General features: G+C 60.4%; 17 protein-coding genes. 3 read left to right on the top strand and 14 right to left on the bottom strand.

What is annotated here, in order from left to right; translation table 11 throughout:
• Positions 1 to 461: 461 nt before the first annotated feature.
• Genes BQ8794_RS27325 through BQ8794_RS27315 form a run of 3 tightly spaced genes read right to left on the bottom strand, consistent with a single transcriptional unit; the run spans position 462 to position 5,532 of the window.
• The gene (locus BQ8794_RS27325; RefSeq protein WP_077381645.1) at positions 462 to 2,633 is read right to left on the bottom strand and encodes a WD40 repeat domain-containing protein; all 2,172 of its coding nucleotides are present in this window, start codon (positions 2,631 to 2,633) and stop codon (positions 462 to 464) included.
• Positions 2,630 to 4,675, bottom strand: a complete 2,046-nt coding sequence (locus BQ8794_RS27320; protein WP_077381644.1) for a caspase family protein — start codon at positions 4,673 to 4,675, stop codon at positions 2,630 to 2,632. The genes BQ8794_RS27325 and BQ8794_RS27320 overlap by 4 nt, the downstream gene beginning before the upstream one ends.
• On the bottom strand, positions 4,672 to 5,532 hold the full coding sequence (locus tag BQ8794_RS27315; RefSeq protein ID WP_077381643.1) for an alpha/beta fold hydrolase: 861 nt from the start codon (positions 5,530 to 5,532) through the stop codon (positions 4,672 to 4,674). The genes BQ8794_RS27320 and BQ8794_RS27315 overlap by 4 nt, the downstream gene beginning before the upstream one ends.
• Positions 5,533 to 6,698: 1,166 nt before the next feature.
• On the opposite strand from BQ8794_RS27315, the gene BQ8794_RS37475 reads away from it, so the two are divergent.
• Positions 6,699 to 7,106, top strand: coding sequence for a DUF1937 family protein (locus BQ8794_RS37475; RefSeq protein ID WP_077381642.1), 408 nt, complete (start codon positions 6,699 to 6,701; stop codon positions 7,104 to 7,106).
• On the opposite strand, the gene BQ8794_RS35180 is transcribed toward BQ8794_RS37475, so the two are convergent.
• From BQ8794_RS35180 to BQ8794_RS27265, 10 genes are all read right to left on the bottom strand, one after another.
• A complete protein-coding gene (locus BQ8794_RS35180) occupies positions 7,068 to 7,745 on the bottom strand; it encodes a hypothetical protein (protein ID WP_143744699.1) in 678 nt (225 codons plus the stop codon). The two genes, BQ8794_RS37475 and BQ8794_RS35180, sit on opposite strands and share 39 nt — an antisense overlap.
• Positions 7,746 to 8,974: 1,229 nt before the next feature.
• A complete protein-coding gene (locus BQ8794_RS27305) occupies positions 8,975 to 9,838 on the bottom strand; it encodes a hydroxymethylglutaryl-CoA lyase (RefSeq protein WP_077381641.1) in 864 nt (287 codons plus the stop codon).
• On the bottom strand, positions 9,838 to 11,340 hold the full coding sequence (locus BQ8794_RS27300) for a sugar ABC transporter ATP-binding protein (protein ID WP_077381640.1): 1,503 nt from the start codon (positions 11,338 to 11,340) through the stop codon (positions 9,838 to 9,840). Before BQ8794_RS27300 ends, BQ8794_RS27305 begins: the two co-directional genes overlap by 1 nt.
• Complete coding sequence (locus BQ8794_RS27295) at positions 11,337 to 12,479, bottom strand: SMP-30/gluconolactonase/LRE family protein (protein ID WP_077381639.1); 1,143 nt, start codon at positions 12,477 to 12,479, stop codon at positions 11,337 to 11,339. The genes BQ8794_RS27300 and BQ8794_RS27295 overlap by 4 nt, the downstream gene beginning before the upstream one ends.
• Positions 12,476 to 14,590: an ABC transporter permease gene (locus BQ8794_RS27290; protein WP_077381638.1), complete on the bottom strand. Its 2,115-nt coding sequence runs from the start codon at positions 14,588 to 14,590 to the stop codon at positions 12,476 to 12,478. Before BQ8794_RS27290 ends, BQ8794_RS27295 begins: the two co-directional genes overlap by 4 nt.
• A 71-nt stretch (positions 14,591 to 14,661) precedes the next feature.
• Entirely contained in the window at positions 14,662 to 15,666 is a 1,005-nt protein-coding gene (locus BQ8794_RS27285; protein WP_077381637.1) for a sugar ABC transporter substrate-binding protein, read from the bottom strand.
• Between the two features lie 32 nt (positions 15,667 to 15,698).
• Positions 15,699 to 16,673: an ABC transporter permease gene (locus tag BQ8794_RS27280; RefSeq protein WP_077381727.1), complete on the bottom strand. Its 975-nt coding sequence runs from the start codon at positions 16,671 to 16,673 to the stop codon at positions 15,699 to 15,701.
• 56 nt (positions 16,674 to 16,729) lie between these two features.
• Entirely contained in the window at positions 16,730 to 17,482 is a 753-nt protein-coding gene (locus BQ8794_RS27275) for an enoyl-CoA hydratase/isomerase family protein (protein WP_077381636.1), read from the bottom strand.
• Positions 17,483 to 18,721, bottom strand: coding sequence for a CaiB/BaiF CoA transferase family protein (locus BQ8794_RS27270; protein ID WP_077381635.1), 1,239 nt, complete (start codon positions 18,719 to 18,721; stop codon positions 17,483 to 17,485).
• Between the two features lie 129 nt (positions 18,722 to 18,850).
• The gene (locus tag BQ8794_RS27265; protein ID WP_077381634.1) at positions 18,851 to 20,170 is read right to left on the bottom strand and encodes a hydroxymethylglutaryl-CoA reductase, degradative; all 1,320 of its coding nucleotides are present in this window, start codon (positions 20,168 to 20,170) and stop codon (positions 18,851 to 18,853) included.
• A 118-nt stretch (positions 20,171 to 20,288) separates the two neighbouring features.
• Here BQ8794_RS27265 and BQ8794_RS27260 point away from each other — a divergent pair, with 118 nt between their 5' ends.
• Together BQ8794_RS27260 and BQ8794_RS27255 are read left to right on the top strand one after the other, a co-directional pair.
• On the top strand, positions 20,289 to 21,686 hold the full coding sequence (locus BQ8794_RS27260) for an aminotransferase-like domain-containing protein (protein ID WP_077381726.1): 1,398 nt from the start codon (positions 20,289 to 20,291) through the stop codon (positions 21,684 to 21,686).
• A gap of 683 nt (positions 21,687 to 22,369) precedes the next feature.
• A complete protein-coding gene (locus BQ8794_RS27255; RefSeq protein ID WP_077381633.1) occupies positions 22,370 to 23,062 on the top strand; it encodes a LuxR C-terminal-related transcriptional regulator in 693 nt (230 codons plus the stop codon).
• A gap of 84 nt (positions 23,063 to 23,146) precedes the next feature.
• Here the strand turns inward: BQ8794_RS27255 and BQ8794_RS27250 are convergent, their stop codons facing one another.
• Positions 23,147 to 23,932 carry a hypothetical protein gene (locus tag BQ8794_RS27250; RefSeq protein ID WP_143744698.1) on the bottom strand — a complete coding sequence of 262 codons (786 nt, stop codon included), beginning with the start codon at positions 23,930 to 23,932 and terminating at the stop codon, positions 23,147 to 23,149.
• Positions 23,933 to 23,939 lie beyond the last annotated feature (7 nt).

Here is a 23,939-nt window from a genome sequence, read left to right as displayed (position 1 = left end):
CCCGCATCGAAAAACCTTCACCAATGCTGACATCTGGTGGCACTTTGCGCCGCAATGGTCGATGATAATCACTCGACACTAACGCATTCCCTTTATCGGCACGGCGGTTACTGGATAGAGTGATCTTGAGTGCTCGGCCTTTGGAGGCCGCATGACCGAAGAGACGAACACCAGGATCACCAGGCGCCTTGCTGCGATCCTCGCCGCCGACGTTGCCGGCTATCCTGGCCCGACTCGGACATACAAGCAAAGGGATGGGTCATGCCGTCCGTTGCCGATCGGCGGGTATTGGGAGGCCGCTTGGCAGCCTCACTTTGGTTTAGGTGGTCAAGCGCAAGATCAGCAACTTTGCGCGCAACCGTCACCAGCATGCCATTGGACCGCAGCCGACCAGCCGCCAGCGTAGCCGTCGTACTCGTGGTCCGCCGCGCACGCCACCCCGAAACACAACGCCATTGGGGTTAGGAGGTTGCCGCGCTCATCCTCAACAACACCATGCCGGGGCCGCTGACGGCGACAGTCACTGCGCCGTCCGTAGCCTCGTGGACTGCCATAGCGGCTATTTCAGTGCCAAACGGGACCTCCGAGACCTTACGGCCGGTGCGCGGGTTCCAGACTCTGACGGTCGCGAAGTGCGCGGTCACGAGCAACTCGCGGTCGCCTACGCGTACCCACGCGATCCCGTTGGCGGTGTTCGACATTTCCAGCGGGGGAAGCGTGAGCTCGCCTGACCGTAGGTCGTAGAGTCGGAGCCCGCCGGGGTCGAGTGCAGCCAGGACTTCGGCGCCGTCGAGGTGACAGACGGAGGCGTGCCTTGGCAATGTGCCCGGTAGGGGGTCGTAGAGAGGCTCGCCCGTCTCCGCGTCCAGCAGGTGCACACCGCGCTCGCCCTCGACGGCTAGGAGCGCGCGCCCCGGGGACGGCACAAGGCCGAGCCGGGTCGCTCCTCGCAGATGTGTGTGGACCATCACCGCGTCGTCTATTAGGTCGACGACGTGGACCGTACCCGACGAGTCGGCGGACGCCACGAGCGCTCGGTCGCCGATGACGTCGACGATGTGCCCCTGGCTCGCGGTGGTCTCGCCGCGCAGCACCGGCGCGTGTAGGTCGGGCAGATCCCAGATGGCGACCCGTCCACGATAAAGCGTGGTGAGGGTGCGTCGGCCTTCGACGGAGCCCAGTCGCACTTGCACACCGGGGGCGCGGCGCGTCTTGTATAGCTGCTCGTCGCCCGGCTCCACCGTGAATGTGTGGTAGGGGTTGCCCGATGCGCGGTCCCACAGCCGGACGGAACCGCCTTCGACTCCCGCGACGACGATGCCCGCGTCCAAGCCGACCGAGGGCAGCCATCCCTCGACGGCCACTCGGGCTGCCGACGGCCTCACCGGGTCCCAGAGCCTGGTGTTGCCGTCGAGACAGCCGGTGGCAAGCATCATCCTGCCCTCGACTTCAGCGAAGGCGACGTTCTCCACCGGTGCCGGATGCGGGAACGGCGCTCCGATCGGGGAGCTGCCGTGGGGATACCAGACCCGAGCGGTGCGGTCGCTGCTCCCGGTAGCAAGTAGCTGCGAGTGGCCGGTGGTCGTCAGCGCCACCGACCGCACCTCATCCCCATGGAGAAACGGCTCCGAGACGGGACGGCCGCTCAGCGCGTCCCAAACCCGAGCCGTTCCGTCCGCGGACCCCGCCGCCAGCAGTAGCCGGCCCTCGGCCCGCCCGAGGGTGACGGCATTGATCTCGCGACCAAGCGAGACCTCATGTGCCAATGGTGTGCCCGATGTAAGGTCATAAACCTGGATCTGTCCGTTGCCGTATCCGATCGCCACGTACAGCCGTCCGTCAGCCGCGGTGGCGAGGGCGGCGTCCCGCACCGGTGCATGTCCCTGCACCATGTGGACTTGATGGCCGCTGTCGAGCGATCGCACATGCAGCACACCGCTCGTCCCACCTGCGGCGAATACCCAAGCGCCGTCGAGTTCGCCCACTGCCAGGGCCCGGGGCCCCGGCTCGGGGATATCGATTGTGGTCACCTGTAGGCGTGTCACCGCGTCCCATACAATGACGCGTCCGCCATCGCAGGCTGCGACCAGGTACCCTGGTGTGCTCGCTATGACCAGCGTGCGCACCCGGTCGGGCGCCACCAGCGGTTCGCCGATCGCCTGTCCCGTTGCGGGGTCCCAGAGCCGGATCTGCCGTCCCCCCTCCAATGTCGCCAGCACGGGTACCCCCTGCGGACTTCCGACAGCGATTCGGAGTGGACCACGCGCGTTGGAAGCCACGATCGTTCCGCCCGACTGCCATTCGACCCAGAGCGGTTTCCAGGTGAGCCGTGACGTCGTGGGGCGATGTGGAGTTTCCCCACCACCCGCGGCCAAGTAGGCCACATCGAGCGCCACGGCGTTCGCGTCCAGGTCGTCCCAGGACCAACGGTGACGGACCGAGCGCCACGCGCTCAACAGCAGCCACTTGAGCGTGTTGGGCTCCGCCTCGGTTAGCCGCAGTAGGCTTGAGAGCCTCGCCTGATCGAGGTAGGGCAGCGTTTCAAGGTTCAGGACCTCGTCGAGTATGCCGCCTGCAGCCGCATGGGCCGCCAAGTGGCGGCGGGCGTACGGATGTGGCGGCCGGTGGATCATCCAGCCCCCCAGGTTGCGAGGGGCAGCAGGGTCAGGGCAATGCGTCGCTGAGCCTCCGCCTGATCCATTACGCCCGCCGTCCCGTCGCTATCTAGGGGCGCTCCCTCGGCGAGCACGCGGCGGAGTTCGTCATGGAACGGTCGATAGACAGTCAGGCCGTCCTCGATGTCGCGCACCAGGTAACCGCTCAGTCGGTGTCCGAGGAGCCAAGCGACGTCGCTGTCACCGTAGCTGGAGTTGGGCGCGATAGCTGATGCGAGGAGCGGCCAGATGCGTACGGGCACTCCGCGGCCGTTCGCGAGCGCGCAGGCTCGGAGCAGGATGGACGCGCGACGACGATCGCGGGCGTCATGCAGAGAGGTGCGCAGGTCGTTCGCGACGAGCTGAGCGGACCCTTGCGCGAGCACGACATCGAGCCGTGGGTCGCCTGCCGCGAGCGCCTCCGTGGATTCGGCGAGCGTCCGGGCGGTGAGTCCTGCCACGAGGTAGGAGCGGCCGGCCTCGCTCTCCACCGCCGCTGCGACCGAGGGAATCTGGGCGGGACCGTAGGGAGAACCGGGCTGCGCGAGCACTTGGCCCACGTATGCCCTCAGGTCGCCGGGGTCCCACCAGTCGTCCGCGTCGATCCGGATCTGCCGGGCCCCGAGCAGTCCTATGGTGACAGACGCGAGCTCGCGGGCCGGCTCGTCGGTCTGTTCACCGCCGCTCGAGCGCACCCCGAGCAGCAGGCGCAGGCTCGGGTGCCCCCGAGGATTTAGCCGCTCGAGCACGGTGCTCAGCACGGCGCTTGGATCCGAGGCCTCGTCGAGCGCGTCCACCACCAGGGTTAACGGCCGGTCCCGTCCGGCGATGACCGCACGGATGTTGTCGACCCAACCCTTGGCCGCCGTGGTGGCCTCCGGTCGCGGCCCCTGGACTCCAAGCACGCGGCCGATTTGCTGGGCGATCTGCTCAGACGTCTTGCCCGTCGCGAGAACGGCGATGTCGACGGCGCCCTCGGGCGGCACCGGTGTGGCGATCGCCAGCACATCCGCATGGTCGGCCCGGAATCCCGGGTCGCTGCAAGTGACTAGCCGCGCCAGGACCGAGGACTTGCCGCTGCCCGCGCGGCCGCTGACAACAAACGTCCCGGGTGGGCCGGTGGCGGCGTCGATGAGTTCCTGCATGACGACGGTCCGGCCCGTGAAGACGGGTCCGACCCCGGCCAGCACGGGCGCGCGAACCGCCCAGTGCGTCGTCATATCCTGCTTGAGGATCGCGAGGTCTCTGCGGGCGGGGTCGGTGACGACCTGTTCGAGCCCGCCCGGCTCGTAGCCGGGGTTTGGGAGACACACCGAGGGCTGGTAGGGCTGGGTGAGGATCAGCGGCTTCTGCAAGTCATGGTCGCGCAGATAGTTCACCACCGGCTTGATGAACCTGTACGGCTCAAGGTACTCATCCGCTCTCGCCACTGCGTCCGTGGAGTGGCGCAGGTGCTCGACGAACTCAGCCACCGCACCGCTGAAAGCCCCGAGTTTGGCGTCGACGCCCGCGTGCGCGCTGAGGATGACGAACCACCCTTCAGGCAGGTCGCGAGTCAGAACCGCTGGCAGGTTGTCCGCGAGTTGACCCGCCTGACAGACGTCGATGATGATCATCGCCTGAGTCAGTCCCTGATGGGCCGCCAGCCACCGAATCAGGTCGGCGGTCCGGAGAGCGTCCGCCAAGTCTAGCGGGTCGGTGTCGTGCAGAACGATAAAGTGGCCGTTATCCGTCGCTGTGATCCCGTGCCCCGTCACGTAGACCACGACGGCGTCGCCATCCGTGAACCGCCGCTGCTTGAGGATGCTGTGCTTGATCTGGTCGAGCGACGGGCGGTGCGCGAGAGCGGCGTACTCCTCAGCGTCGAACCTACGTGCACCGAGGGCCTGGTCGGTGAGCCACCCTCGGATGCTCGCGACCTCTTGGTCGACGTCCAGCGCCGCGAAGGTGCCGTTCGCCTCGTACACGTCGGTCGCGATGGCAATGAAGTACCGCCGCAGGATTTCGCTGTCGTCGATCATGAGAGGGCAACTGAAATGGCTTCGCCCGTCACCTTCTTGCCGAGGTAATGCAAGACGGCGTGAGCGCTCTTGCCATTGTCGACTGTCGCATCCTCGACTTCGGGCCAGTACTCCGCCAGTCCCCCCGCGAGCGAGACCGGGTCGCGGGGGTCGTAGATGTTGACCCAGCGGACCACGCCGGGTGGCAGATGCGGCAGGCGACGGAGCGCCGGCGGGCGAAGAGCCCCGCGGATGCTGCGCATGCCCAGCGGCGACCCGAGCGTGATCAGCGTATGGACACTGTGATCGGGAACCATGCACAGAGCCTCGAAAGCCACGATGCTGCCGAGCGAGTGGCCGACAAGCACGCGTGGACCGTCCGCGAGCAGCTCGCCCAGCCGGTCCAACACCCGCGCAGCGAGCGGGTCGTCGCGCTGGAACCGTCGTACCTGGACGAGATCACCGAAGAACAGAAGCTTTCCGGCGACGCCGAACCGGCGTTCGAGCAATGCGCCCAGGCGGGTCACGCTCCGCGGCAGCCCCTTGGTGGTACCAGGGATCTCAGGCTCAAGCGCCTCGTGGGGGTCGACGACCTCGTCCTGAACGCGTTCGAGGAAGGACACGAGGTCTGCGTCGAAGTTCTCGAAGTCCCCCGACTTGCCCGTGCCGGACCCGCCCGTGTCCAGTGCGCCCTTGTTGCCGTCCGTGTCCGTCAGAAAGAGATCGCCGTAGTACGCCAGATTGAGCGACGGCTTGGGAAAGTCGCGCCCGCGCGCCCGCTCGACTCCGTCGTTCAAGCCCGCCTGCCAGTCGGGCAGCATCTGGTTCCGGCCGCTCTGCTGCTGGCCGATGCCGTGTAGACCGAGCACGTCGACCATGCGCACTCCCATTCCCGTAACAGGTACAGTGTCCGTCCGTCGATCCGTGTTAGGAAAGACCTTAAACGCGGTGCCGTCAAGATCATGAGTGGTGACGAGTGTCATGGTCAGTGACTCGATGAACGCCTCGCGGATGCCCTCGTTTGCAAAAGCATCCGGCCTCGGTCGATTGCCGGTTCTTGTCAAACGTATGCCACATGGCGGAGATGCGAGGCATAGGCAGGTCAGCGACAGGATAGCACCGAGGTGGTGTCGCGGCGCAACTTTGACCTACAGCGTCGTTGACGGCAATGTCTGCTTCCAGGAAGCAGCAAAGCTGATTTCTACGGCCGACTTGCGGCGCAGTGCTGACCGGCGGTATCGGGCCCGATTCCGTACGGACAGCTTTCAGCGGCTAGGAAGGCAATTTCAGACGTTGAACCAAGCGGATAGGTCTGGGATTGACCCCATCGGTGACTTTCCCGTCCGCGTCGCGAATGATCACAATGTGCCGCATGTAGGCCCTTCGCTAGCGGCCGCGATTTCGCGAGACCGGCTTTTCGTTTCGGCGCTGATTGAGCGACGGCCTACATAGTGTCTGGAATCCGCGTGCCCATGCGCTTAGAGAGAACTGGCGCCACACGCCTTTTAGATCGATCTGGCGAAGCTCAGCGCGCCGACATCGTGAGAGCGAGATAGCGGCCGATCCCCGCAATACCCGGTCAGCCGCCGAAGAAACTAAGATCAACTTGCACGACTTCCATTTGGCGATGAGCGTCGTCGGCCTTTGGTCGAATTATGGACCACCGCCCCAGCGCAGCCAAATGCAGCAGCATATTTCAGAATCGCCTTTATGGAGGCGGCGACGACCGGTAGTTACGCATGGCGGTAGCTGATATCGCCCGCCCCTGGGAGTGAGCCGCGTCACCTTTTACCAGTACTTCCCTCAGGCGCGGGCCCGATGGATGAACCTAGCGAAGTGAACGGGGGGGAAGACGGGAGGGATCGGATCTCAACGGTAAGGTAGCGGGGAGATGCGAGAACCTTTTCATCGAAGGAGCTGGATGAAACCATAGTGTTGTCGCTGTGACTCTATTGCGCAATCTTTCGCAATACCGTCATTGCCGTGTAGCATAAGTCGGCTAATCAGACCGCTCCGTGCCACGTGGGCTCAAATAGGAATCAGAATGACAAGCCGTGGAAATCCCAAGAAAGTGTCAAGGCTCCTCTACCTTGCATGTCCATACACCCACCCAGACCCGTCAATTAGGAAAATGAGATTCGATGCTGCAACATCTGCCGCTGCCGCGCTGATCAAGTTGGGTTATGTCGTATATAGCCCGATCACGATGACCCATCCTATCGACCTCGTTCTTGCTGGCCAAGAAAACACATTGGGGTCGGACTATTGGGTGGAGTTTGACGAAACTTTCATGGATCGCTGCGATGAAATCGTCGTTTTGGAGATCGATGGGTGGCGCCAAAGTTCTGGCGTGCAGCGGGAGATTCAGCACTTCTTGACTAATGGGAAGCCCATTTGGTCGTTGTCAGCTGATCTAGAGATCAAAGACTATGGGACCGTAGCGGCCGTATAGTCCGGCAATAGTAAATAGACTTCCAGCTGTCAAAAGTCTCCTTGCCATCGAAAAACCTCGCACGCCACTACTATGATGTCGCTTATCATGTCGATACTGCCACAACCCAAGAAACACAAAGGTGCACAGGGCAAGGATTTCAAACTCCGTAAACTTTAAGCTGAGCAAGTAAATGCTTAAAAAATAGACCCCCCACACCAACGTAGAGACTGGTCCTCGGTCAAATCGCGGGTCATCGATAAAGCTCCTTGCGTAGACGCGGAGCATAAATCTTATGCCCGAGCTATGAGCTTGCGGCGTCGCGTAGGCAGAAGGGAATTCTATTACTGAAAGAACATCCCAGCAGAAATATAATAAAAAAATAACATTGAAAGTTGGAAGCCAAAATACTTTGTTTTCTGACGCCACCAATAAAAACATATACGTAAATACAAGCGCCACATCGATCGCGAATCTCCACCGATTTATAAGTGGCTTTTTGCTTATCGAGATGAGGTAGCCATCCCAGCTGAGTACGGTTGCATACAATGCGATGAGGACGATTGCTATTTGTTCAAACTCTGCCAAGTTAGGTGGTCTTGCTTCCTTAATCCAGTTTGCTCCCACCATTGTTGACCCGACGCCAATAATGATGGCCACTGCAAAGAGTCGCTTAACAAGATCTGCCCTGTTCGCAGCCCTTTCATCAGAGAAGATGCGTCATTTTTGATCCCCCCAAGATCACATCGGAAAAAAACTTCACGCCGCGACCATCCCACTCGAACCATCGGGGCCGATTCCTGTGCGTGTTCCCCATTGCTCATCACCTCTATGAGTGGTGACTGGATGGAATGGAGGCTCGGTTGGCGGCAATCAACTTGGCTTCAGGTGGCGCAACCACGACCTCCAGTGTGATCGCCGGCAAGGTCCGCTTTCAGGAAACTGCGAAGCCGATCTCAACGGCCGAGATGCGGCGCTGAGCTGTCATCGGCATCGCGCAATTCGAACTTCGCCGCGGTGGATCTTCACCTGTTCCCTGGTCGCGCGCACGCCAAGCTGCGCCATGGTTCGAAGGAATGTCCGTCCTTCCAAAACCGGCTTAAAAACCGGCTTAATTTTGAAAACTAAGCCGGCGAGAGCCGAGTCATGATCTCTGAAAGATTAGCAATTTCAATGGGTTGGAATGGCGCGCCCGAAGAGATTCGAACTCCTGACCCCCAGATTCGTAGTTTGGAGGTTTGGCGCATCCGCCGCCCTTCGACGCGTTCGCTCCACCCTGGGAGAGGGAGCGGCAGCGGACCCCTGCCCCAAGTTCGAGCCTCAGAAGTCGGTCCCGGCGAGGTGATTCGCGTCACCTTGGGTCGTACGCTGGCGTGCATGCCGCATACCCAGTCTACCTGAGGCGGGTTGCCGGACAAGACCCCGCAAATGATCAGGCGTTGGGCTGCCCTGGAGCGCCCTTTCGTGGAAACAGAAACAAAAGATCAGGTAAGGTTTCGTGTGCACGGGGTGTGCACGATACCCTCTAAGCAGTTGTTTTGTATAGATTGTCCGTCCAAACCATCATAGGTGCAATAGCAAGTTTATGATGTAATATATTCATTTCTTTATCTTTTTTATGTCTCAGCCCGTCCAGTACCCCGTGGGAACGACTGAGCAATTTTGCCTGAGACACCCATCAAAACGTAACCCAATTTACGATTATTCCGCCACAACTGAAAGCCGCTTAGCTATACCGACCTTCTAACTGCACACGTAGTGCACACGAAAGTAGTAAGGTTGGCCTCGCTTTGAGAGCGAACTTCGACAAGAGGTCCTTGTGTGATTGGACTGTAGACTCAATCTGCAAGGATGAGGCTGCCTGGCAGGCGCAAACTGGATCATCATATCTAGCAATCATGCCGCAGACTGAGTGCGAAATCCTCGGCAATCCGCAGTCCGACTGGGTCAATTCCGGTGCTGTAGCCACGTTTGTGGAGGTGCGAGACGATGGCTCCGGTAGCAACATTACCGGCAGCACCTGGCGCGTAGGGACAGCCGCCCAGCCCGCCGGCGGAGCTGTCGAACGTGGCTATCTTTCGTTCCAGCGCAACGTCGACATTCTCCAGGGCCTGCTTCGAGGTATCGTGAAAGTGGCAAGCTAGCATCGATGCCGGAATTTGCTCGAGAACGTGCTGCAGCATCATCCCCACCCGATCAGGCGAACCACGTCCGATCGTGTCTGCCACCGCGATCTCATAGCAACCGAGGTCGCGTAATCCGCACGACACCGCGGTAACCGCACCCGGCGCGATTGCGCCCTCATAGGGGCAATCAAGGGCACATGACACGTAGCCGCGTACCCGCAGGCCGTGTGCCTTTGCTATCCGCATCACGGGGATGAAACGCTGTATACTTTCAGCGATGGTGCAGTTGATGTTCTTGGACGCGAAACTTTCGGACGCGCTGGTAAAGACAGCCAGCTCTTCAGCTCCTGCGGCGATAGCGGCTTCGGCGCCCTTTTCATTGGGTACAAGGACCGACCGAACCAAATGTTCACCCTGGGGGGCCTGTCGCATCACCGCGTCATGGTCCGCCATTTGTAGCACCCACTTCGGTGAGACGAAAGCCGTGACCTCGATGCGCGACAGACCAGCATCCGCGAGAAGACGAATGAGGTTCAGTTTGTCGGCGGTTGAAACGATGCCTTTTTCATTCTGCAGGCCGTCGCGAGGACCAACCTCGACAATCGTGACCTTCCGATCGCCGCTCATCAATGTACGGCTGCGTACATGATCGTCTCCTCCGTCGCGATGCGGCGGTCCATTTCCTCAACGATCTTGCCCTGGCGGGCGATGAGGATCCTGTCGGAGAGGCTAAGGATCTCGGGCAGATAGGACGAGATCACCGCGACCGCGATGTTCTGGTCCGCAAGCTGGTTGATGAAGTCGTGGATTTCCGCAATCGCGCCGACGTCGACGCCGCGGGTGGGTTCGTCGAAGATGACGATCTTCGGCTTTTGCACCAGGGCCTTGGCGATCACAACCTTCTGCTGATTACCTCCGGAGAGCTCGATGACTTTCGCTTCCGGATCGATCGCTCGCACATTCAGCCGTTTGCGCCATTCCTCTGCGACGAACCGTGCTTGCTTCATCGATACAATGTTGAAGCCACCAAATGACTGTCCGCCGAGCTGCCCCATATAGATATTTTCGGCGATGCTCATCGTCTCGAAGAAGCCTTCAGCCTTCCGCTCCTCGGTGACATAGACGACACCGTCCCGCACGGCAGGCGCCGGAACCAAATAGCGTTTTGGCTTTCCGTCAATCTTTACTTCTCCGCCGTGGAAAAAATCGCGCTTCAGGACACCGCACACCACCTTCAGTGTTTCCGTGCGGCCTGAACCGACCAGGCCGAAGATGCCGGTGACCTGACCTGCGTAGAGGGAAAAGGAGGTGTTGCGGACCATATTGCCCATCGAGAGATTCTCGACCGAGAGCACTTTCGCGCCGCGTTTACGTGGCGCGCGCATGCGAGAGCCGCCACTGTAGATTTCATCCGTCAGTGTCCGGCCGACCATGGCCTGGATGATCTTCTGACGATCGAAGGCCGTTGCCTTGTCCGAGGCGACCAGCCGTCCATCCCTGAGAATCGTGATCCGATCCGCGACCATCAGCGCTTCTTCGAGCGCATGCGAAATGAAGATGATCGAGACCCCCTCGTCTTTCAGCTTCTTGATCAGCTTGAAGAAGTAGCTCTTTTCTTCCGGGGTCAGAGTTGCGGTCGGCTCGTCAAAGATGATGACCTTGGCCTTGTGATGTACGGCTCGCGCGATCTCGACCATCTGCTTCTGTGCGGCGCCGAGCGAGCCCACGATGGCGGAAGGATCCACGTGGAAGTTCAACGATTGAAGAAACTGCTGCGCGGAAATGTAGATGCCGCGAAGTCGGTTCAACGGCTTTTCTTTGCCGAGGTAGATGTTCTGCGCCACTGACATCGACGGGACCAAGCTATTTTCTTGGTAGACCATCGCAATGCCCTTCGCGAGCCCCTCGGCGGGGGTGGCGAGCTTCTCCTCCTGACCGTTGATGAACATCTTGCCGCGACTGAGCGGATACACGCCGGCGATGATCTTCGTCAGCGTCGACTTGCCGGCGCCGTTTTCCCCGAGCAATGCATGGATCTCACCAGCCTGAAGCTGGAAATCGACGTCCGCGAATGCAGGATTGCCCCGAAATTCTTTCGTTGCCCCCTGGAGTTCGACAATCGGGGTCATGCGGCGCTCCCAACCTGCGCGACGACATCGTCGGGCTCCGTCAGTGCCAGATGATCGATCGCAAGCACCTCTCCAAGACCCTTCGATGTCACAAACAGCCTGCCATCGGTCTCAACGCAGGACGTGATGCCGTGCCGGTTGCCGTCGGCCCGGCTATGGGCGCTCCATACCGGCTGGAAATCGTCATCGAGGCGGAGAAGCAGGCCGTACGATCGTGTCGGCGCCCATGGCTTGTGGATGCCCAGCCGGATCACGCTGCCCGCCTGCAGCGGCTCCTTGAAACTGCGTCCACTCGAAAGTGCCGGAGCAATCCAGTATTCGGGATCGATATTGGCCATCATTTCGCGGCGATAGCGGTTCTCCCGAAGCACGAACTCCTGCAACTGCGACCGCACCGCGAACAACGCCAGCCAGTAGCCGCCTTCTTGCGAGGATATGATCCGGCCGGGATAGGCAGGCAGATCAGGCAAGACGGTTTCGATGCCGCCGCCGTCTATTGCCAGGGCCAACAGGCGATGCTTCCACGCCTCCGCCACAACGAGCTTTCCCCCAGGCGCCGCGGCGATACCCGCCGGGAACCCGAGGCCGCCGCGTACCAGGTCGGCCTTATCCTGGATGAGATCTAGTCGCAGGACACTTCCGCTCCGTCCGAGACTGAGGAGGTCGCGGCTCCAGGCGGGTGCCAAATATGTGCTCGAGCCGTTGCACACCGCCAGCGTATCCTCGTCGAGGAATATCGCTGCCGTCGGGCAGTTGAGATTTTGGCCAGAGAGCTTCGCTGGCAGCCGCTTGCCATCGTGCCGACCGCCGGCAATCGCAATGCCCTTGCCGTCCAGCCCCACGGCAATGGCGGCCTGAGGTGAAGTGCAAAGGAATGTAATCTCGGCCTCGTAGCTGTTTCGAACCGACGTCCTTCCATCGCCGTGCAGTTCGATCACGCGGTTGCCTGACGAGAGCAAGGTATGCCCGTTGGCGCGAATTAGGTTGTCCGCGCCTTCGGCGCTTGAAACAGCGGCAACCTGCTCGAGATAATTGTTGGGCTTCAAGGCGCCATCCATCACGGGTACGGTGATCGAATGCTCGCCACGGCCGCCCATGAACCTGTCCACGATGTTGCGTATCCGGCTCGACCCGCTCATTTGTTCGCTCCCCAGTAGGCAACCTGGGACGTCCAGTTGGGATCGGCGTCGGGCAACCGAAGACGTCCGATCCGGTCGTTGTAGAGCCCTCCGAGATAGAGATGGCCCTTGTGCTCGCGCATCGAGGTCACCATGGGATGGTTCTTGCCGCCAAGATCCCAATAGGATTCAACGATCTCTCCGTTTGGCCTGAATTTGAGAACGCAGCCGGTGTTGATATTCGGGAAGAGCCACTGGTCACGGGCCACCCGCTTGGCCATCCGCTTGCGAAGCGATGGCATCCTCATCGCCAGGTCGAGCGCCGGCGAGCGCATCCCGACGAGAGCCACCCAGAAGCAACTGTCAGAGGCGCGGTTGATGTTGTCGGGATATCCCGGCAGGTTCGGAATCGTCACTTCGCAGGCGCCCTTCCTTGGGCCGTCGAACCAGTAGCGGCTGATCCGGCAACCCCAGGTCTCCGCGAAAAAGAACGATTGACCGTCGCCTGCCATGCAGACGCCGTTTGGGAACTGCAGATTCCGCAGGATCGTTTTAGTCGAGCGGTCCCGAGGGTCGAAGCAGATCAGCCGGCCGTTGCCACGGCTCTCCAGCGCGTCGGTTGCCCAGTCGTGCATGTCATAGCGGATCGTCGCCTCGGAGAAAAAGATGCGGCCGTCAGGCGCAATGTCGAGGTCGTCCGCCAGCTTGAGGCGAGAATCGTCGATAACCGAAAGCAACGTTCGGTTTGTTTCGTCGGTTAGTTTACGCACCGTGTGGTCCGGCGACACCTGATACAGGCCCATGCCACCGATGCAGACGTTCAGGTTCTCGGCCGCATCGAACGCCATGCCGAGCGGGTGGCCGCCGATATGGGCGAATATTTCCCATTGCTTGTAGTTAGGCGCCAGGAAACGGACGATGTCGCCATGCCGGTTGGGGCAATAGAGATTGTCATTACGGTCGAAAATGACGTCTTCCGGCCCTTCGATCTCTCCCTGTCCGATGAGCGACACATCCTTGAGCCGATCGTTGATCGCGTAAGGGCTGCCGGACCCTGCACCGGTTTCTGGAAGCTCCGACAGCCTGAAATAGGCTGGAGACACATAGACCTTGTTCAGGAGCTTGTGCCGGTTCTTCAGCCAACGGACGTCGATCGCGACGACGGCAAGCAAGACGATGCCAAGGATCATCGAACTGATGCCGCCGCTAATGCCGACGCGGACCATGCTGTCGGTCAGGATGAGCACGACGATCGCGCCGAGCACCGACTTGATGACCGAGCCCCGTCCTCCGCCGAGACTGTTGCCCCCGAGGACGGCTGCGGTCAGTGCCGCAATCTCCAGTCCGGCGCCCGTATCAGAGCCCGCACTTCCGAGGCGCGCAGCGAAGAAAACTCCAGCCAACGCCGTGAGCAGGCTCGACCAGACATAAGTGGTGAAAACGGTAAACTTGACCTTGAGACCGGCATTGTAGGCGGAACGGCGACTGCCGCCGACCGCGTTGATGTGCCATCCCGCGCGCGCCCGGGTGAGAATGACATGCCAGAGAGCGATGACGACGATCGCGACAAGAAACGAGAACGGAATGCCGAACACCAACCCGTCACCGATAAAGAACCAGAGGTCGGACTCCGGGAAAACCGCCGAAATCTCAACTGCGTAACGAAGAAGGATGATGTCAACGATCGATCGAATGATGATCAGCGTGACGAGCGTGGTCAGGAAAGCCCTGATGCGAAGGTAGCCGATCAGGAATCCGTTCACCGCACCACAGAGTCCGCCGACGGCCAGGGTGGTGGCAACCGTCGCCCAAACCGGCCAGCCCAGGATGTGTATGCATATCAAGGCCGTGATGTTAGCGAGCGCAAAGACGCTGCCGACCGACAGGTCGAGGCCGCCCGCGAGCAAGACGATGCCCATGGCGACGACGATCAGGGAGAATTCCGACAGCTGCCGCGAGGTTTCAGTCAAACTCGACAGCGTGAAAAAATTCGGGTTCTGAAGGAGAAAGAAGCTGATCGTCAGGATGGTCGCAAACACCGGAACGGCATTGTCGCTCCACCGCTTGGTCAGAACTTCGCCAAGCAATTTCTCTGGAAAATAGCGAAAATAGAGGCGCTCGATCGCTTCCATTACCGAACCTGACTTCAGATCTTGAGGAAAGAGGTCACCGTGGAGACACGGTGACCTCGCGCTATTGGAGGCTATTTTTTCAGCAGGTCGAGGTCCCAGCAGCTGTTGATCGTCATAGTTTCCTTGCTGATGATCTTGTTCGGCGTGTACAGGGCGAACTTCAGGGCACCCGCCGGCTCCTTTGATTGCAGCAGCACCTTGATGGTGTTGTTCAGATCGCGACCCTGGCCTTCGACGTCATAGGAGATGACCTCGTTGAAAGTCCCGTTTTCGACGCCCTGGCAGGCCGTCTTGTTGCCGCCGCCGGAGGTGATCAGGTAGATGTCCTTGCCGGATTCCTTGATCGCCGCGCCGGTCCCGGCGTCCATCACATCCCAGAAGCCGATAATGCCGCAGAGATCGAGATTCTGCTGGATCACGGTCTGTGCGATGCCGCGCGCCTTGGACTGGTCCCAGTCGCCAGTCTGGCTCGACACGATCTGGATGTCGTCATGGCTTTTCAGGGTCTCGCTGATCGCGTTGAGCTGATAGACGCTGGCCGCCGCCGTGGCCGGACCCTGGATCAATGCGATCTTGCCGCTCTTTCCACTGGCCTTGCCGCACTTCTCCACCATGCGGTTGGCCGCATACTGGCCAATGCCAAACCAGTCGGCGCCGACGAAGGCATCCGTCTGATAGCTCGACTTCATATTGACCTGGATCACCTTGATGCCGGAATCCTCGGCCTTCTTCAGCGTGCGGGCATACGACGCAACGTCGAAGTTCTGGACGATGATGATGTCGGGCTTCTCAGTGATGGCTTGCGTCAACGCACGCGTGCCGGTGTCCGTGCTCCAGTTGGCATCGCGGATATCAAGGGTATAGCCTAGCCGTGTTGCTTCCTTCTGCATGATCGCGGCCCAACCCTCAGGCAGGTCGAAGCTCATGGACATCGGCACGAAAACTACTTTCTTGCCTGCCAGTGACTCCAGCGTCGGTTGCCTTAGTTCATCGACCATGCCCTCCTGCGCATGTGCCGCGCCGAATGAGAGAATGCCCGCGATCGCCGCTGCCGCGGCATATTTCACTATTGTCATGATAGTTCCTCCCTTTTGAATGATCTTGAGCTTCAGATATCTCCCTGCTGCGATGTCTGTTCATCGCGAGGGTTGAGCAGTGCGTCGACGATCAAGGCGCACAGCAACACCGTGCTCTTCACGAGGTTCTGGACGGTGTAGGAGAAGTCGAGGATCGTCATGCCGTTGAGCAGAAGGCCGATCAGGACCGTCCCCACCAGCACATTGCGGACACCGCCGCGTCCACCGCTCAGACCGATGCCGCCCAAGATGACGACCAGAAGCACATCGTAGATCAGGGTCGAATTGACCATCCGCATATTCATGCTCGCGACGGACGCCGCCGTGACACAGCCCGCCAAGAACGCCATCACTCCGGAAAGCACGTACTGCAGGATGATGGTCGGTCGGACCGGGATCCCGGTTATCCGTGCGGTCGAGATGTTGTCGCCAATCGCATAGATGAAGCGGCCGAAACCGGTCCTGCGAAGGAACAGGTAGAGCGCCAAGGCTGAGATCGCGAAAAGCCAGATCGGAATCGGGATGCCAAGAAAGCTGCCGCGGCCTAGGAACAGGAACCAGTCGAGATTGTCGGGGACGTTGTTGACATCGAGCGTGGCAATCACTCCGCGCCCCAAGCCATAAACGATCGCCGAAACGGCGAGTGTCGCAAAGATCGCCGGGATTTCCACATAGGCGATCAGGAAGCCCATGATGATCGCGACAACGATGACCAGTGCGAGGCCAAGCACCAGGGCGGCTGAAAATGCATAACCCTGATTGGCCAGAACGATGGAAAACGTCAGCGAAACCGCCATGACGGCAACGAGCGAGAGATCCACTCCCCGGCCGATGACGACCACCGCCATGCCCAGGCTCAGCATGCCGAGCATGGCCACGTTGCGGATCAGATTCAGGATATTTGCCGAGCTGAGAAAGTTGTCGAGCGTCAATGAGAAGTAGGTGAAGAGCGCGATCGCGAGCAGGAACACGATCAATTCCTGTGTCAGCCCAATACGGCTGCCCATTTTCGCGCTTTTGCCCGTGCCGCTCGACGTCAGACTTTGCGGCGTGCTCTCCATGATCATTTACCCTTCCTGGAGAAGGCAGCGAGCCCGCGCTTGGCATCCTCGCTCGTAAAGGTCCGCTGCCCGAGCACGGCCTCCTGGCGAAATGCCTCGGCGAAAGGCATATCCTGCAGTGTAAGGGCTGCCTCCTTGATGGTCTGAACGGCGGCGGGACTGAGATTTGCGATGCGGTGCGCGATTTCGAGGGCTGTCGTCTCGACTGAATCGCTCTTTACGATGTGATTGATCACGCCCATTGCTGCCATCTCCGCGGCAGTAAAACGTCTCGCCGTCAGCATGATCTCCATCGCATGGGCGTAACCGATCTGCCGGACGAGACGGACCAATGTGCCGCCTGCCGGTACAAAACCCAGTGTCGCCTCAGGCAACTGGAAAATGGCATCCTGAGCCGCGATACGGATATCGGTGGCCAGCATGATCTCGAAGCCGCCGCCAAGGCACATGCCGCGTATCGCGCTCACGATGGGCTTGAAAAATCCGGGAACCTTCAGATGTGCTGGATCCCAGGCGGAAATGTCGAATGTATCCGCGGCAAGCGCAGGGATAGATTCAGTCAGGTCAGCGCCGACGCAGAACGCGCGCGCGCCGCTGCCGGCCAGGACGATTGCACGGACGCTGTCGTCGTCTTTGGCAGCTTTGAAAGCGCGGCCAAGATCTTCATACATCGCCAAGGTCAGCGCGTTGAGCTTTTCCGGCCGGTTGATCCGGATCGTTGTGACATGCCCATCTTGGGTCAGATCGATCGCCATCTAGATGGCCCCACCGGTCTTGAGCTCACTCACTTCCTGAAGTGAAAGACCGGCCAGTTCTGCCAGGATGAGGTCGTTGTGTTCGCCCGGCGCGGGGGCAGCCTGCGGCGCTTCCTCGACAGCACCCGAAAGCTTGATGGGCAGGCCAAACATGCCGATCAGCTTGCCGGCGATCGGAACATTGAGGATCATGTTGCGCGCCGCGATATGCGGATCTTCCACCACTTCGGCAATCGTCTTGATCGCGCTCAGAGGAACCTTGTCGCCTGCCATGTCTTCCAGTTCGGCCTTAGTATAGTGGCTAAACCACCGGTTAAGCAGAGGGTAGACCTTCGCTTCCGCGACGGCCGGGTCAAAGCGCTTCTCCATGGTGTCAATGGCCGGATCGACGGCCATGTCCGGTTCACCGAAAAGCGCGCAGGTGATCGCCCAGAACTTATCCGTGTAGCCGCCAAAAAAAACATAGCCATCCTTGCACGGGAATTGGCCATAGGGGCGAACAAACGGATGCTCATTGCCGAGCGGCGACGCGACCTCCTTTTTTGCCGTGTATCGGACGACGGCATTTTCCGTCAGCGTCAGCACCGAATCTTGCTGAGACACATCGACGATTTGCCCAAGGCCGGTTTTGTCGGCTTCCCGCAGCGCGGCGAGCGTCCCGATTGCCGCATAAAGAGAAGCGGCAAGATCACCGATGATCGTTCCCACGCGCACAGGCGGTCGGTCCGGATAACCGTTCATGGACCAGAGACCGCCGGCAGCTTGACCCGTATTGTCGTACGCAGGCTTGGATGCGTTCGGTCCGGTACGGCCGTAACCGCTGATTGCGGTGTAGATGAGCTTCGCATTTTCCTGCCGCAGGACCTCGTAGCCGAGTCCCAGCTTGTCCATCGTCCCCGGTCGAAAGTTTTCGACGAGAATGTCGGCGCGGCGCACCAGCTTCTTTAGAAGGGCGCTGCCGCCAGGCGATTTGAGGTTAAGGGTGATCCCAAGCTTGTTGCGATTGAACTGTGTAAAAAATGCGCTCAGTTGCTCGCCTTCGTCGCCAACGAAAGGGGGGAAAGTCCGCGCATAGTCCGGCTCATCTGGGTGCTCTACCTTGATGACCGTTGCGCCTAGGTCGGCAAACAGCATCGAACAGAAAGGGCCGGCCACGACGCGTGTGATGTCCAGAACGACAAGCCCGGCAAGCGGACCAGTTCGCGTCGGAATTCCATTATCACGAGGAGCTTCTGTCACTAATATCCTCCCAGAAAGTCAATCTGAGAGATATCTGCCGGCATTGAGGCGGACGCAATTGACCATCCGGAGCAACCGTCTCTGGGGTCGGGATGGATTAATGCAACTGAGAGGTTCCGCGGCATCGTCTCAGACCTTCTCGGCCCGTATCAGCTCCAGCACATCCTTAGCCCGATCGACGCGCACATCGTGATCTGCCGCCAGCGAGGCCGCGACCTTCTCGATCTCATCGCCTGTGGCCCCGGCAACGATTGCGATGTTGCGGGCATGTAGCGACATGTGGCCGCGCTGGATGCCCTCGGTGGCCAGTGCGCGTAATGCTCCCATATTCTGGGAAAGTCCAACCGCGACCGCTACTTCGGCCAGTTCTTGGGCGCTCTCGACACCGAGGATTTTGAGTGCGGCGCGGGCTGCCGGATGGGTCTTTGTCGCTCCGCCAACAAGGCCAAGAGCCATAGGCATTTCAAGTGTACCGACAAGATGTCCCTTGGCATCGATCTCCCAGGTTGACAATGAAGTATAGCGCCCGGAGCGCGAAGCCCACACATGTGCGCCCGCTTCTATGGCCCGCCAGTCATTGCCGGTGGCCACCACAATCGGATCGATACCGTTCATGATGCCCTTGTTGTGGGTGGCCGCGCGGTAGGGATCGACGATGGCAAGGGCGCATGCTTCGACGATGCCACGGGCGATGCGATCACCCGTGTACTCGTCAGTCTGAAGCGTCTCGGAGGCGACTGTCACCATTGCACGAGCGATGCGTAGATCGGCAAAGTTTGACAGAATGCGAAGACGCACCACGCCGCCGCTTATCGTTTCAATCATCGGCGCTACGGCTTCGGCCATCGTATTTACCGTGTTGGCGCCCATGGCGTCACGCACGTCGACGATCAGGTGGACGACAACCATGGGACCTGCAGTTGTCTGATCGAAGACGTGGACTTCGATATCGCGGCACCCTCCACCAAGCGAGATCAGAACCTTGTCCTTGACATTTGCTGCAGCAATTATCGCCTCCCGTTCCTTCAGGATGCGAGCGCGCGCACCGTGCGGATCGCGCACTTCAAGCACCTGCACCTGCGCCCGCATGATTGGCCCAGTGCTCGAGGTGAAGAAGCCACCGCTCTTGCGGGCAAGCCGAGCCATGTAAGACGCTGCGGCGACCACCGACGGCTCTTCAACCGCCATGGGGATCAGATAGTCACGGCCGTTGATTGTGAAATTGGTGGCAACGCCGATCGGCAGTTCGAACGTCCCAATGACGTTCTCTATCATGCCGTCGGCAAGCGCAATTGGGAGGCCGCCACCGGCAAAAACGTTGCGCTCGGTATCGGTCAGCGACACGACATCGCCAACACGGTCGAGTCTCGCCGCCGGCGAAAGATTGCGCAGATTCTCGAGGCGAGAATTTATGGCGGAACGCGTCCCGCCCTTTTCGTTCCCGGTCACAGGCCCCTCCCAAGCGATGTGTCATTTTTCTTCTTGAAACAAGAATGATCATTGTTACCATCTCGCGAAAGGTACAGATCAGAGAATTTGTCTGAATCTGTACCCATTGGAGGTGACGTTGAGGGCGACAGAACCAAGCTGGAAATCCGGCGCGACCCTTGCGGAGAATGTCGCGGCGCGGCTGGTCGAGGAGATTGCAGCGGGCAACCGTTCACCGGGAAGCAAGCTACCCTCAATCAGGAACGCGGCCCGCGAATACGGCGTCTCCAAGAACACCATTGTCGAGGCCTACGACAGGTTGGCGGCATCTGGTCATGTTGCGCCAAAGGCACGGTCCGGATTCATAGTCAGCAACGCTGCACAGACGAACGGAATGAGGCCAAAACACGTCTCGGAAGCCGTTGATATCGCGTCGCTTCTCAATGCGCAGTTAGAGGAGAGTTTTGAGATCCGCGTTGGCGACGGGCGTCCACCCCCAGCATGGACAGAGGAGTCAGAAATCCGACGCCATCTTGGTTTTCTCGGGCGTGGCCCCTCACCGGGCGCGGATGGCTATGGGTCTGCTTGGGGTTTCCCACCTCTACGGCAGCAGATTGCCCGGCGGTTGGTGAACCAGCACATTCAAGCGACTGAAAAGGAAATCTTGCTGACGTTCGGCGCCAATCACGCGCTCGACCTCGTCGTTCGGGCGTTCTTGGCGCCCGGCGACGTCGTGCTCGTCGACGAGCCCGGATATTACCCGCTCTTCGCCAAGCTCAAACTGGCCCAGGTGCGGGTCATTGGCGTCCGGCGCCTGCCTGACGGGCCAGACGTTGAGGACTTCACGGCTAAGGTCTCAGCGGAGCGGCCAAAACTGTTCTTCACGCAGTCAATTGGCCACAATCCGACCGGCGGCTCGATCAGTCTGTCTGTCGCGCACTCAATCCTCACCGCTGCGGCGAAACACAACGTTACCATCGTTGAGGACGATCCTTTTGCGGACCTCTCACTCGTTTCGCCCAATCGGCTTGCAACGCTCGACCAGCTCAACCATGTGATTTCGATCGGGACATTTTCCAAGACGCTATCTGCAAGTCTGCGGTCAGGTCATATCGCGGGCCGTGCCGACAAGATCGCTGCACTTGCAGAACTGAAGATGCTGACAACGGTGAACAGCTCCGGCCACGTCGAGCGGCTCTTACACCGACTGACATCCGAAGGTCACTATGACCGCCACCTCAAGCGCCTCGCACAGCGCATAGAGGCGGCCGCAACTCGCGTCCACGCAGCTCTCAGCCGGAACGGCTATTCCATCTTCGCCGGCAATGGAGGTGGCTACTATCTTTATCTCATGCTGCCCGAAGGTGTCGATGACATTGAACTGGCCCGACTGGGGGCCAAGGAAAGCATTTTCATAGCGCCTGGGAGCGTCTTTTGTATCGACAAAAAAAGTCCAATGGCGGCTGGCATCCGGATAAATGTGTCACGGGCGGAAGACGAGAGGTTTTTTGACTTTCTATTGAGAAAGCTTTCTTAGTTCGCACCCGGATGCTTCTCATCCGTGACCGTAAGGATCCGCGCCACAAGAGCGGAAACAATCAGCGTATTCCGCTCTTCGCTGCATCTGGCTATGACGCATGGGAGCCGGAGGCTTGAGCTTTGAGCCGGACATTCGGAGGACTTGCTCGACTTCGCCAAGCTGCTGGTCGGTCACGGTCCGCACCGTGGCAGACGTTAAGCCGTCACCGGAGAGCCCTGTATTGTCAAGCCGGCGCAGCCTTGCTACCTCATGAAAATGACGACAGGACAAGAGGTTGAAGCGAACTGCTTGACCATGGGTAGATCTCGTTTGCTCTAAACCTCCCGGCGGCCATGCATTCATCTTTCGACCGCAGGTTTCAATTATGGTCGGAAACGGCATTCCGTTACGGAAAGCAATTGACCAAAAAGGCCATCCGATCGATATTATGTCCCTTTCATGTTCCGCTTTCGCGTAGTCCAGGCTTCTTATTTGATAGTTGATGTTGAAGTCTTTTCGACGTGGGGCGGCGCAGCGACGATACAAAGAATTGATATCAATGCGCAGGGGACGGCGCAGACGCATGCCCGCAGGACAATTTTGGATCCGGCGTGGACATTTTATGTTTGGGGATGGGACTGGTTTGAGTGAGCAGCGTGCATCCGCAAGGGTGCTTCGCATTTGATTTGCGAGAGATTCTCATGAAAACGCCCGGTCCGCGTGATCCTTCGGTTTCGATCAAAGTCTTTGTTCTAAGTGACGTCCTGCTCTACCGCGAAGGCCTTTCCAGACAGCTGGAAAGAGACCGCCGCGTCGACCTGATCGGTTCCGGCCCTCCTCTCCCCGACATCCTAGACGCCCTCGCCTTCGACGGTCCGGGCGTTGTCGTCATGGACCTGTCGATGCCGGACAGCCTGGCGATCGCACGCCGCATCCGCGAGCGCCAGCCGGACGTCAGGGTCGTGGCCTTCGCCGTCTCTGACCTGAGCGACGAGGTCGCCGCATGCGCCCGCGCCGGCGTCTGCGGCTACATACCCAAGGAAGGGACCGTCGAGGACATCATCCTCTCCGTCATCCACGCCGTAAGGGGGGAACTCTATTGTTCGCCGCAATTCGCGGCGCTGTTGCTGGCACAGGTCGCCAAGTCCGAGGTTGCCAAGCCGGCTCTCGACATGGCCGGACGGCTGACGCTGCGCGAACGCGAAATCATCCGGCTGATGGGGCGCAGCCTGAGCAACAAGGAGATCGGCCGCACGCTCGGCATCAGCGGGGCCACGGTGAAGAACCATGTTCACAACATCCTGGAAAAGCTGGCCCTGCGCCGACGGTCGCAGGTTCCTGCCGCCTTGAGCGGCGGTTACAGACTGACGGAACCCGGCCAACCGCCGGCCTGAGCCGCTCAGCCGCCATCGCCGTCGGGCAGGCGGTGCCCGGATAGTTCGGCGCGGCCGCATCTGCCTCGGCAACGGCCTGCGGCCCTATCCCTTGCCCATGAGGTTCAGGAACAGGGTCCTGACCTGACTGGCGTCGATATCGCCGCCGGCGAGCAGCCTGTGCAGCCTTGCCTGAAAATCGCGCCGCATGGCGGCGATGCCGGCATCCGCACCGTCGCCAGGGCCTGCGCTCGGCGGCAAGCCCTTGGCGAAATCGTGGGATGCCTGGCGCAGCGCCAGGAGCATGCGCCGATCCGCCTGGCTGACCCCACCCCTGCTCGCCTGCGGAACGCGTGCTGCGAACGCCAGCGGCGCCAGGTCGGCGAGCCGTAGCTGTCCGATCGCCAGCATGGCCGTCATCCTTACCCGCCAGTCGGGGTCTTGCAGGCCGGCGCGGATCATTGCGCGCACCGGCATCGCATTGGCTTGGCCATAGACGGCGACCGCCGCCTGGAGCCTGTGCCAGCGGCCACTGGCGTGCTCCGTCCTCTCTTGCCGACGGACGGTCGATGGTGCCGCCATCACACCGGCGACAAGGTCCTCGATGGAGCCGATGCTCTTTCCGCCCAGTTCGGCTGCCAGGGTTCCGGCCAGCTCCGCCGCGTCTTCGCCGCGGATTTCCAGCCAGGCGATGGCTTGGTCTTTGTCGCGGCGATAGTCCACCTCGCGGTCGTCGCCGTCGGCACCGGACCAAGTGGCGAGCGAGGGCCGGCCCTCGCCGTCGACCTCGACGCTGCCAAGGTCCGGGTCGCGGGACAGGCCGCGGCGCTCGATCGCTGCGGTGACATCGGCGAATGCCGCCTGCCCCAGACTGATGATCTGCTCTCGCATCCGCATC

Origin of the sequence: Mesorhizobium prunaredense (assembly GCF_900156895.1) — a bacterium.
Taxonomy (GTDB): Bacteria; Pseudomonadota; Alphaproteobacteria; order Rhizobiales; family Rhizobiaceae; genus Mesorhizobium; species Mesorhizobium prunaredense.
This window is presented reverse-complemented; position numbering and strand designations above follow the sequence as displayed.

Excerpts from the sequence above, each read along its gene's own strand:
- BQ8794_RS27290 (WP_077381638.1), bottom strand. The coding sequence starts at position 14,590 with ATGGAAGCGATCGAGCGCCTCTATTTTCGCTATTTTCCAGAGAAATTG.
- BQ8794_RS27285 (WP_077381637.1), bottom strand. The coding sequence starts at position 15,666 with ATGACAATAGTGAAATATGCCGCGGCAGCGGCGATCGCGGGCATTCTC.
- BQ8794_RS27325 (WP_077381645.1), bottom strand. The coding sequence starts at position 2,633 with ATGATCCACCGGCCGCCACATCCGTACGCCCGCCGCCACTTGGCGGCC.
- BQ8794_RS27305 (WP_077381641.1), bottom strand. The coding sequence starts at position 9,838 with ATGAGCGGCGATCGGAAGGTCACGATTGTCGAGGTTGGTCCTCGCGAC.
- BQ8794_RS27320 (WP_077381644.1), bottom strand. The coding sequence starts at position 4,675 with ATGATCGACGACAGCGAAATCCTGCGGCGGTACTTCATTGCCATCGCG.
- BQ8794_RS27300 (WP_077381640.1), bottom strand. The coding sequence starts at position 11,340 with ATGACCCCGATTGTCGAACTCCAGGGGGCAACGAAAGAATTTCGGGGC.
- BQ8794_RS27295 (WP_077381639.1), bottom strand. The coding sequence starts at position 12,479 with ATGAGCGGGTCGAGCCGGATACGCAACATCGTGGACAGGTTCATGGGC.
- BQ8794_RS37475 (WP_077381642.1), top strand. The coding sequence starts at position 6,699 with ATGACAAGCCGTGGAAATCCCAAGAAAGTGTCAAGGCTCCTCTACCTT.
- BQ8794_RS27275 (WP_077381636.1), bottom strand. The coding sequence starts at position 17,482 with ATGGCGATCGATCTGACCCAAGATGGGCATGTCACAACGATCCGGATC.
- BQ8794_RS27255 (WP_077381633.1), top strand. The coding sequence starts at position 22,370 with ATGAAAACGCCCGGTCCGCGTGATCCTTCGGTTTCGATCAAAGTCTTT.
- BQ8794_RS27315 (WP_077381643.1), bottom strand. The coding sequence starts at position 5,532 with ATGGTCGACGTGCTCGGTCTACACGGCATCGGCCAGCAGCAGAGCGGC.
- BQ8794_RS27250 (WP_143744698.1), bottom strand. The coding sequence starts at position 23,932 with ATGCGAGAGCAGATCATCAGTCTGGGGCAGGCGGCATTCGCCGATGTC.
- BQ8794_RS27280 (WP_077381727.1), bottom strand. The coding sequence starts at position 16,673 with ATGGGCAGCCGTATTGGGCTGACACAGGAATTGATCGTGTTCCTGCTC.